At 62.5% G+C, this 10,596-nt stretch carries 6 protein-coding genes; 5 read left to right on the forward strand and 1 reads right to left on the reverse strand.

The features are described from left to right. Nucleotides 1-12: 12 nt before the first annotated feature. The gene (locus BV071_RS02495; RefSeq protein WP_035601507.1) at nucleotides 13-1,992 is read right to left on the reverse strand and encodes a DNA gyrase/topoisomerase IV subunit A; all 1,980 of its coding nucleotides are present in this window, start codon (nucleotides 1,990-1,992) and stop codon (nucleotides 13-15) included. 150 nt (nucleotides 1,993-2,142) lie between these two features. Here BV071_RS02495 and BV071_RS02500 point away from each other — a divergent pair, with 150 nt between their 5' ends. The 5 genes from BV071_RS02500 (at nucleotide 2,143) to BV071_RS02520 (ending at nucleotide 10,567) form a co-directional block, all read left to right on the forward strand. Next, a complete protein-coding gene (locus BV071_RS02500) occupies nucleotides 2,143-4,032 on the forward strand; it encodes a polysaccharide lyase family protein (RefSeq protein ID WP_265593978.1) in 1,890 nt (629 codons plus the stop codon). A gap of 10 nt (nucleotides 4,033-4,042) precedes the next feature. After that, nucleotides 4,043-6,628: a glycosyl hydrolase gene (locus BV071_RS02505; RefSeq protein ID WP_035601512.1), complete on the forward strand. Its 2,586-nt coding sequence runs from the start codon at nucleotides 4,043-4,045 to the stop codon at nucleotides 6,626-6,628. A gap of 56 nt (nucleotides 6,629-6,684) precedes the next feature. Beyond that, on the forward strand, nucleotides 6,685-7,581 hold the full coding sequence (locus tag BV071_RS02510; RefSeq protein WP_035601515.1) for a dienelactone hydrolase family protein: 897 nt from the start codon (nucleotides 6,685-6,687) through the stop codon (nucleotides 7,579-7,581). Between the two features lie 107 nt (nucleotides 7,582-7,688). Beyond that, nucleotides 7,689-9,890: a sialate O-acetylesterase gene (locus tag BV071_RS34655; protein ID WP_052572786.1), complete on the forward strand. Its 2,202-nt coding sequence runs from the start codon at nucleotides 7,689-7,691 to the stop codon at nucleotides 9,888-9,890. Further along, nucleotides 9,887-10,567, forward strand: a complete 681-nt coding sequence (locus BV071_RS02520; RefSeq protein ID WP_265593979.1) for a hypothetical protein — start codon at nucleotides 9,887-9,889, stop codon at nucleotides 10,565-10,567. The genes BV071_RS34655 and BV071_RS02520 overlap by 4 nt, the downstream gene beginning before the upstream one ends. Nucleotides 10,568-10,596: the final 29 nt, after the last annotated feature.

Below are 10,596 nucleotides of genomic sequence, written 5' to 3' on the forward strand. Positions count from 1 at the left end.
GGCCGCGCCACTTCACGCCCCGGCTTCCGGATCGTAGTCCTTCGGTGCGCGGACAATCCGGTCGATCGGCAGTTTGGTCACGATATTCCCGCCGCTGCTGCGGCCCTTGATCGGGACCTCGCCGAAGTTGAAGGGACGGCTCACATTCTTCAGGCGCAGAGCCGGCTTGATGTGAACGATCAGCAACTGATCCGCGCTCTCCGCCTCACTCTTGTGGACAGCGAAGTAGTAGATCCGGCTTCCGGGTGTGCCCTTGGTCAGCTCGTATTCCTTGTCGCGGGTGATGCCACCGACGCGGAAGCGCTTGGCGAGGATCGCGCCCTCCTTCCCGTCGCGGTAGATCAGGGAATAGATCAGGTCCTCATCCTTCTTCCAGATCGCCACGCGCATCGGACGCGGGCCCACGAAGAACTTCTCCGCGACCTTCACAATCCGCATTTTGCTGTCCTGGCCGAAGATGATGACGTCATCGAGCGTCGAGCACTTCTCGACCGGGGTCTCCTTCTTCAGCCCATAGCCAGCGAAGCCGTTCTTCTCATCGAGGTAGAGGGTCTCGGTGGCCAGGATTACCTGGCTGCGGTCGACGCGGTCGAAGGAAGAGATCTCCGTCTTCCGCTCGCGGCCCTTGCCGTATTTCTTCTTCAGTTCCTCGAACCAGCGGATGCTGTATTTGGTGAGCTGCTTGAGGTTCTTCTCGGTCTCCTCGATGTCCTTCTCCAGTGCCTTGATCTCCTCGTCGGCCTTGAAGGAGTCGAACTTTGAGATGCGCTTGATCTTGATCTCGGTGAGGCGGACGATGTCGTCCTGCGTCACCTCGCGCTTGAGGAGCTTCTTGAAGGGCTTGAGGCCCTTGTCGATGGCGCCGATCACGCCTTCCCAAGTGGTCTGTTCTTCGATGTCGCGGTAGATGCGGTTCTCGATGAAGATCTTCTCCAGCGAGCTGAAGTGCCACTTCTCGGCGAGCTCGCCCAAGCGGATCTCCAGCTCCATGCGCAGCAGATCCTTGGTCTGCTCGGCATTGCGTTTGAGGATCTCGCTGACCCCAAGGAATTGCGGCTTTTCGTCCGCGATCACACAGGCATTCGAGGCGAGGCTCAGTTCGCAATCGGTGAAAGCGTAGAGCGCATCGCGCATGTTGTCCGGGTCCACGCCCGACGGCAGATGGACCAGAATATCCGCATGGGCCGCGGTGTTGTCCTCGATCTTGGCGATCTTGATCTTGCCCTTGTCCGCCGCGGCGACGATTGAATCCATCAAGGCACCGGTCGTAGTGCCGAAGGGAATCTCGGTGATCCGCAGCAGACCCTTCTTCTCCGAGGAAATGCGGGCCCGCACCCGGACACGGCCGCCGCGAAGTCCATCGCGGTAGTCACTGGCGTCCATGATCCCGCCGGTCGGGAAGTCTGGCAACAGTTCAAATGGTTCCTTCCGAAGCGCCGCGATCGAGGCATCGATCAGCTCGATGAAGTTGTGCGGCAGCATCTTGCAGGCGAGGCCCACGGCGATGCCCTCGACCCCTTGGGCGAGAAGCAGCGGGAACTTCATCGGCAAGGTGATCGGCTCCTTGTTCCGGCCATCATAGGACGGCGTCCAATCGGTGGTTTTCCCGTTGAAGGAAATATCGAGCGCGAACTTCGTCAGCCGGGCTTCGATATAGCGCGGGGCAGCGGCGCCATCGCCGGTCAGGGTGTTGCCCCAGTTGCCTTGGCAATCGATCATCAGATCGCGCTGGCCGAGCTGCACCATGGCGTCAGCGATCGAAGCATCCCCGTGGGGGTGATACTTCATGGTGTTGCCCACGACGTTCGCCACCTTGTTGTAGCGACCGTCGTCCAACTCCTTCATGGAGTGCAGGATACGACGTTGGACCGGCTTCAGGCCGTCGTTGATGTGGGGGACTGCCCGTTCCAGAATGACATACGAGGCGTAGTCGAGGAAGTAGTCCTGGTACATCGCCCCCAGCGAGGCGTGCTGATCCGGATCGTGCATCATGTGGCGGCGCGGATGCTTGGCGCTCTGGGCGGGGGGTGCAAGACCGGATGCGGGCAATTGAACATCGCGGCCCTAACCCCATCGGGGGGCTGGCTTCTACCCCCTGCCAAGGCTAGTTTGGCGGGCAGCACTCGTTTTCACCTCAAATCGTTGAAACCATCGTTTAAGATCGCCGCCACAGTCCTCGCCGCCGGATTGAGCTTCTCCTCCGTCCATGCGGAGGTCCATGTCCGGGACGAGGGGCGCACTTTCGTTCTCGAGAATGGCAAGGTCTCGGCCCGGATCGACAAGGCCAAGGCCACGCTGATTTCCTTCAAGCGCGGCGACCTGGAACTAATCCGCGGCGGGACCGGCTACTGGTCCTTCAGCGGCGGCGGCGAGCGAGGCACCGCAATCGACGGCTTCGCGAAAGCCGCGGAGTCCCGGATCACCCTGCCCGGCGGCAGCACCGGCGAAATCGCCATCGATTGCCGCTATGACCCTGCCGCCCCCGGTGCGTGGCCGGTCAACGTCTCTTTCCGCTACGCCCTCACTGACGATACCCAAGGGCTCTACATTTATGGCATCTACGAGCACCCGGCTGAGTTCCCCGGTTTCGGGATTGGCGAGGCGCGCTACGTGGTGAAGCCCGATCCGCAGGTCTTCGACTATCTGACCGTCGACGCCGAGCGCTCGCGGAAGATGCCGACCGGTGAGGACTGGGACGAGGGTACTGAAATGAACCTCAAGGAGGCGCGGCGGCTGAACACCGGCATTCACAAGGGCGAGGTGGAGCACAAGTATGGCTATTCCGCGCTCTTCTCCGAATCCCCGGCCTACGGCTGGTCGTCCTCGTCGAAGAAAGTCGGGCTGTGGATGGTGAATCCCTCGCTGGAATACATCGCCGGCGGGCCGACGAAGCCGGAGCTCACCGGTCATCTTGACGTCAATCGCGGCGGGCGGCCGGTGCTTCTGAACATGTGGCACGGCAGCCACTACGGTGGCACCTCGCTCGAGGTGAAGAAGGGCGAAGCCTGGTCGATGGTGGTCGGGCCCTTCCTCCTGCAAACCAACGAAGGCCCGGACGCCATGACGATGTGGAAGGACGCGATGAAGACCGCAACCGCGGAAATCAAGCGCTGGCCCTACCCGTGGGTCGATAGCCCACTCTACGCTGCCAAGCAGCGGGTGCCGGTCACCGGCAAAATCACAGTCAAGGATCCGGTCGGGAATGCCAAGCCCGGTGCCATGTGGGTCGGCCTGACCGCGGCCGACTACCAGACCGGCTCGCGGCGCTGGACCGAGAAGGTCGGCTGGCAGCGCGACGGCAAGCACTACCATTACTGGGCGAAGGCGGCGACGGATGGCAGCTTCCGGATTGGTTCGGTCCGTCCGGGCCAATATGTTCTCCACGCCTTTGCGGACGGAGTGCTGGGTGAGTTTTCGCGCGAGGCGGTTACTGTGGAAGAGGGCAAGCCGCTGGCACTTGGCAACCTTGCTTGGAGTATCGAACGAGCTGGTCCTACGGTTTGGGAGATCGGCGTTCCGGACCGCAGCGCCAGCGAGTTCCGCAATGGCGACCGCTACTGGCTGTGGGGGCACTATCTCGACTTCCGCAAGGAATTCCCCAACGGGGTGGACTTCACCATCGGCAAGAGCGATTGGAAGAAGGACTGGAACCTCTGCCAGCCGCTCACACTGGATGACAATGGTCATGTGACCGGCGACTCCGTGTGGAAGGTCCACTTCGACCTGAAGGAGATGGGAGAGCACCGCTTGCGCATCGCGCTCTGCGGGCATCGCGAGAACGATCGCCTGACAGTCGCGGTCAACGGCCGCGTCGTGGGTGACAGCGGTAGACTGCCGGAGAACGGCGTGATGCACCGTGATGGCTACCGCGGACTGCTCACCGAATTGGACTTCCCCATCCCCGCCGATGCGCTGAGGACCAAGGACAATGTGCTCGAGCTGCGCCTGAGCGGCCAGGTGTGGCACCAGGGTCTGCTTTACGACTATCTGCGCTTGGAACGCATCGACCCGAAGCGGACGAGCGGCACCTGATATCTCCTCCATGAAACCCGCTCTTCTTGCGCTGCTCTGCCTGGGACTGCCGGCAGCCGCCGACGATACCGCCTGGCCGCCACTCACCCGCGAGGCCAAGCCCTGGACCCGCTGGTGGTGGCTCGGCAGCGGTGTCGATACGTCCAATCTAACCAAGCAGCTCGAGGCCTTTTCGAAGGCCGGGATCGGCGGAGTCGAGATCTGCCCAATCTACGGGGCGAAGGGCTTCGAGTCGCGGGACCTGTCCTTCCTCTCCGAGCCTTGGACGAACGCCTACGCCCACACCGCGAAGGAGGCCGAGCGATTGGACATGGGAGTCGATCTCACGACTGGCACTGGCTGGCCCTTCGGCGGACCTTGGGTGAAGGAGGAAGATGCCTCGGCCAGCGTCGATAGCGTGATCGCCAAGGCCGAGGGCGGGCAGCCCTTTTCATTGAAGCTTCCGAAGGGACGTGTGGAAGTCCTCTCCGCATGGCCCGCTCAAGGCGATCCCATGGACCTGATGTCCATGGTGAAGGACGGCGCGCTGGCTTGGACGCCACCTGCGGGAAGCTGGCGGATTCACGGCCTGATCTCGCGGCATGCAATCCAGAAGGTGAAGCGCTCGGCACCGGGCGGCGCGGGCTGTGTGCTCGATCCCTACTCGACCAAGGCGATCGACGCCTATCTGAAGCCCTTCTCAGAGGCACTGGACCGGCCGAATGTTCCCGAGCCGCGGGCCCACTTCCACGATTCCTTCGAATATTACGGCGCGGAGTGGACGGACGATTTCTTCACCCGTTTCCAGCAGCTTCGCGGCTACGACCTGCGGACGCAACTGCAGGCCTTCCACGGCGAAGGCGAGAGTGACACCATCGCTCGCGTCCGCGCCGATTACCGCGAGACCATGAGCGATCTCCACCGCGAGTATCTCGCGCGCTGGCACGACTGGGCAAAGGCACGCGGCAGCCTGACCCGCAACCAAGCCCACGGCTCCCCGGGAAATCTGTTAGACCACTATGCGGTCGCCGACATCCCCGAGACCGAGATCTTCCGCCATGTGGACGAAGCGCAGATCCCGATGCTGCAGTTTGCCTCCTCCGCCGCGCACGTGACTGGCAAGCGACTGGCCTCCGCAGAAACCTTCACTTGGCTGGGCGAGCATTTCCAAGTGACGCCGCAGCAGCTCAAGGAAGCAGCCGACTTCGTCTGGCTCGGTGGTGTGAACCATATCTTCTTTCACGGCATTCCCTACTCCCCGGAAGACGCCGCATGGCCGGGCTGGCTCTTCTATGCCTCCACGAACATGGGGCCGAATGGCGGGCTGTGGCGAGACTTGCCGGCGTTCACCCGCTACCTCGGCCGCTGCCAGACGATGCTGCAATCCGGCAAACCCGACAGCGAGGTGTTGGTCTATTTCCCCATGGCGGACCTGTGGCACGACGGCAGCAAGGGATTGCCCCTCTTCACCGTCCACAATCAGGAGAAGTGGCTGCACACCTCGGCGTTCTACCGCGAGGCGATGGCCTTGTGGAACCACGGCATCCCTTGCGACTTCGTCTCCGACCTGCAACTGAATGACGCCAAGGCTGCGGATCAACGCATCCAGATGGGCGGAAATTCTTACAAGGCCTTGGTCGTCCCTGAACTCCGCTATCTTCCCGTCGCGACCGCCAAGCATCTGCTCGATCTGGCCGCGCAAGGCGCTCCCGTGATTTTCCGCGGCGGAGTCCCCACCGAGGTTCCCGGCCTGAACAAAGTCCAGGAAGGACGCGAGGAACTGGCGAAGCTCTTCAAGGAACATCCGGTCGCAGCGGATACCGGTCTGCCAGCGGAGATCCGCGGGGAGTCCATGGCTGAGCATGATCTCCGCTTCGTCCGCCGTCGCCACGAAGATGGCTGGAGCTACTTCATCGTGAATCGATCGGACAAGTCCATCGACGAGAAGATCAACTTCGCCACCCCGATGAAGTCGGCGGTCCTCTTCGATCCCATGCGCGGAGCGAGCGGAGTCGTCGCCACCGATGGCGGAGTGCGCCTGGTCCTTGCCGCCGGTGAATCACGAATCCTCAGAACCTACCGCGACAAGACCGCGAGCGGTACACCATGGCTGAGTAACGATGCCGGAAGCCCCGCTGTCGCACTCAATGGCACTTGGAAAGTTAGCTTCCTCGATGGTGGTCCCGAACTGCCGCCGGCCTACGAAACAAGCACGCTCGCCTCATGGACCGAACGCGAAGGTGCCAGCTACCAGAACTTCTCCGGCACCGCACTCTATCGCCTGGAGTTTGACTGGCAGGGCAAATCCCCCGCCCTCCTCAGTCTCGGTCATCTCTGCGAAACCGCGAAGATCCGGCTCAATGGCAAGAATGCGGGCACGGCATGGATTTCGGAGCCAGTGCGAGTCGAGCCCAAGCAGGGCAACAACGTTCTGGAAGTCGAGGTCACCAACCTCGCGGCCAACCGCATCGCCGATCTCGACCGCCGGAAGGTCCCGTGGAAGGCCTTCCATGAAATCAACTTCGTGAACGTCGACTACAAGCCATTCGACGCATCCGTCTGGAAGCCCCTGCCCTCCGGCTTGCTCGGACCGGTGACGCTCACGCCGCTGCGTTAGCATTCCTGCTGACAGGGAAGCTTGCAACTTTCCCCTTCCCGGACCATTTCATGAGGATGGACCGAAAAACCGCCGCTGATTTTCCCCAGGAACTGCTTAATCTCTACGACGAGTACGTGCACGGTCAGGTCGACCGGCGTGGGTTCTTCGACCGGGCCTCGAAATTCGCTGTCGGCGGCGTAACCGTCGCCAGCATCGTGGCCGCGCTCAGCCCGCAGTATGCCTTCGCTGAGCAGGTGAAGAAGGACGACGAGCGGATCAAGGTGTCCTACGAGACCTATGACTCACCCGCCGGCGGAGGAAAGATCAAGGGCTGCCTCGCCCGCCCGGCCAAGGCCGAGGGCAAGCTGCCCGGCGTGATCGTGGTCCACGAAAACCGCGGACTGAATCCCTACATCGAGGATGTCGCCCGCCGGCTTGCCGTGGAGGGCTTCGTGGCCTTCGCACCCGATGCCCTCACCCCCTTGGGCGGATACCCGGGGAATGACGATGAGGGCCGCGCGCTCCAGGGGAAGCGCAAGAAGGAAGAGATGGATGAAGATTTCATCGCCGCGGCGAAATGGCTGCAAGGTCACGAGCTGTGCAATGGCAAGGTCGGCGTCGTGGGCTTCTGCTTCGGTGGCGGCATGGCGAATACCCTCGCGGTGCGGCTGCCTGACACGATCAAGGCGGCAGTGCCCTTCTACGGTGGACAACCGGCCGCGGCTGATGTCCCCAACATCAAGGCAGCCCTCCTGATCCACTACGCCGAACTCGACCAGCGGGTGAACGCCGGTTGGCCCGCGTATGAGGAAGCGCTGAAGAAGGCAGGCGTGAAATACGAGGCATTCATCTATCCCGGCGTGAATCACGGCTTCCACAACGACACTACGCCACGCTACGACGAAGCTGCCGCGAAGTTGGCATGGCAACGCACCATCGACTTCTTCAAGAAGGAACTGGGCGCCAAGTGATTCGGGTTTCCATGGCGGGGACCGCATCCTTTCGCGCAATACACCCAGAAAGTGTTACCCCGTTCTGGTTACGAGACAGAGGGCGAAGAAACAGGCATAGTCCGCGCATGCGCAGCCTTTTCCTCGCTCCCTTTGTCGCTTGCTTGATCGCGGCTGCCGGGGCGAAGCCGACTCTTTTCATCATCGGGGACTCCACGGTCCGCAACCAAACCAGTGGCCAGGAAGGCTGGGGCGATCCCTTGGTGGCGGAATTCGATCCCGCGAAGATCGAGGTGATCAACCGTGCGATCGGCGGCCGCAGCAGCCGGACTTTCCTCACCGAAGGCCGCTGGGATGCGGTGATGGCGAATCTCAAGGCCGGCGATTTCGTGCTGATGCAGTTCGGCCACAACGACGGCGGGCCGCTCAATGACGACCGCTGCCGGGCCTCGATCAAGGGCATCGGCGAGGAGACCGAGGACATCGTTCGCAAGACCGACGGCCAAGCGGAAACGGTGCACAGCTACGGCTGGTATCTGCGCAAATACGTCGCCGACACCAAATCCAAAGGCGCCACTCCCATCGTGGTCTCGCTCATCCCGCGGAATGACTGGAAGGATGGCAAGGTAGGCCGTGCGGAAGGCGGCTACGCGGGCTGGGCGAAAGAAGTCGCGAAGCAGGGCGGAGCAGAGTTCGTCGACTTCAATTCCATCCTCGCCGATCGCTATGAAGCCATCGGACAAGAGAAGACGGCGCTGCTTTTTGCCGGCACCGATCATACGCATACCGGCCCCGCCGGAGCGGAGTTCAATGCGCGGACCATGGCTGAATCCCTGCGGGGTACGGAGCTCGGCAAGCAACTGCTGGCCGCGGACCTCTGGCTGCCGCGGGTCTTCTCCGACCACATGGTGCTCCAGCGCGACACGCCGAATCCGCTCTGGGGCAGAACGAAAGCCGCTAGCACGGTGAAGGCCGAGATCGCGGGTCAGAGCGTCACCACTACCGCGGATGACAAGGGCTGCTTCCATCTGGACCTGCCCGCGATTCCGGCAGGCGGCCCCTACGAACTGAAAGTCACTGCCGATGCCACACGCTCCTATTCGGACGTGATGGTCGGCGAAGTCTGGCTCTGCTCCGGTCAATCGAACATGGACTTCACCGTTGCCTCCACTGCCAAGCGTTCCTTCTCGGGAACCAAGGATTGGCAGAGCGAAGTCGCGGCCGCCAAGCACCCGAAGATCCGGATGTTCAGCGCCGACTGGACCATGCGGGAAGATCCCCAGCGTGAGCTTGAAGGACAATGGAATGTCTGCTCGCCGGAAACCGCCGGGGACTTCTCCGCCGTCGCCTACTTCTTCGCTCGGAATCTGCAAGAGCAGTTGGGCGTGCCGGTGGGTCTGATCACCTGCGCCTATGGTGCCAGCACCGCGGAGGCATGGATCAGCAAGGAGGAACTGGCCAAGCAGGATTCCCTCAAGGCACTGCGCGATGCCTTCGGCAAGAAGTTCATCGCCTATCGCGACGATCCGAAGGCCTACACCGACTACGGCATGGCCATGGCCAAATGGACGGAGGGTGGCCGCAAGGGCAAGGCCCCGAAGCAACCCGACCCGGTGCAGGACCAACACAATCCGAGCGTGCTCTTCAACGGCATGATCGCCCCGGTGATCCCCTATGGCATTCGCGGAGCCATCTGGTACCAAGGCGAGTCGAATCTCGGCAGCAGGGACCTCTACCCTGCCTTGCAGGCCGCCTTGATCGGTGATTGGCGCAAGCGCTGGGGCCGGGGTGAGTTCCCCTTCTATTTCGTCCAACTCGCGCCCAACAAGGTGCCCGCCCCCGATCCCGGTTCCAGTAGCCTCGCCAGCATGCGCGAGGCTCAGGCCAGTTCACTGAACCTGCCCCACACCGGCATGGCTCTCACCATCGACATCGGCGACGAGAAGGATGTCCACCCGCGCAACAAGCAAGACGTCGGCAAGCGCCTCGCCCTGCTGGCGCTGCGCGACGCCTATCAGAAGGACGTCATCGCCTCCGGTCCGACTTACAAGTCCGCGGAAATCGAAGACGGACGGGTCCGGCTGCACTTCGAAAATACCGCAAGCGGCCTGATGGCCCAAGGTGCTTCCCTGAAGCAATTCGCCGTCGCCGGCGATGACCGGAAATTCGTCTGGGGCACTGCGGAGATCGAGGGCAATACCGTGGTCGTCTCGAGCCCGCTGGTCCCGCGCCCGGCCTACGTGCGCTATGCCTGGGCCGACAACCCGGCTGGAGCGAATCTCTACAACTCCGCCGGGCTACCCGCCGCGCCCTTCCGCACCGATCCGTGAGGGGCCGGCTGACACTATGGCTTCTATTGCTGCTTGCCTGCATCGGTCCGGCGAGCGCTCACCTCGGCTTCGAGAATGAAACGGAGGTCCGGATTCATGCAGACCGCATGCGGATGGTGGTCCGGACGTCCTATAAGTTTGCCGCAGCGCTTCTCGGCGAGCGAGCGCCCGGGAGCTTCGATGGGCAGGGCCAACAGCTAGCCCAGCCGCTGTTAGCGGAGATGGCTGGTGATTTATTCGAGGTCAGGGCTGGCGGGCAGGCCATGCTGCCGCGTTCCACGGAATGCATCTTCGAGCCTCACGAAAAAGTTGCCCTCGTGGTCACCTATGGCCGGCCCGAGGCTTGGCCGCTGGCATTCACCGCGCGATTCTTTCCGCGACTGACAACGCTGGAATCCGGCAGCATCCAGGTCTTCGATCAGACGAGCAAACCCTTCGGCCGGGAGGTTGTGCCCGTGGCCACAAAACAGATCCATGCCGATGATCCGAGCCTGAGCTTGGCCTCGCTCGGTGGCGGGCAAGCGCCGGAATCGCCACCGGCCGCGGAAGCTCCTGCAGTCATCGAGGCACACCCACAGGCGCGCCCTCATCGCGAAATCCGGCTTGCCGTCTTGGTGACTATTCTTGCGGCAGCACTCGGCTATCGGGTTCTCCGCCACCGCGGGGTCTCACCGTAGCGCTAACCCGCTCATGGTATCGACCGCAG

Source organism: Haloferula sp. BvORR071 (genome assembly GCF_000739615.1).
GTDB lineage: Bacteria > Verrucomicrobiota > Verrucomicrobiia > Verrucomicrobiales > Akkermansiaceae > Haloferula.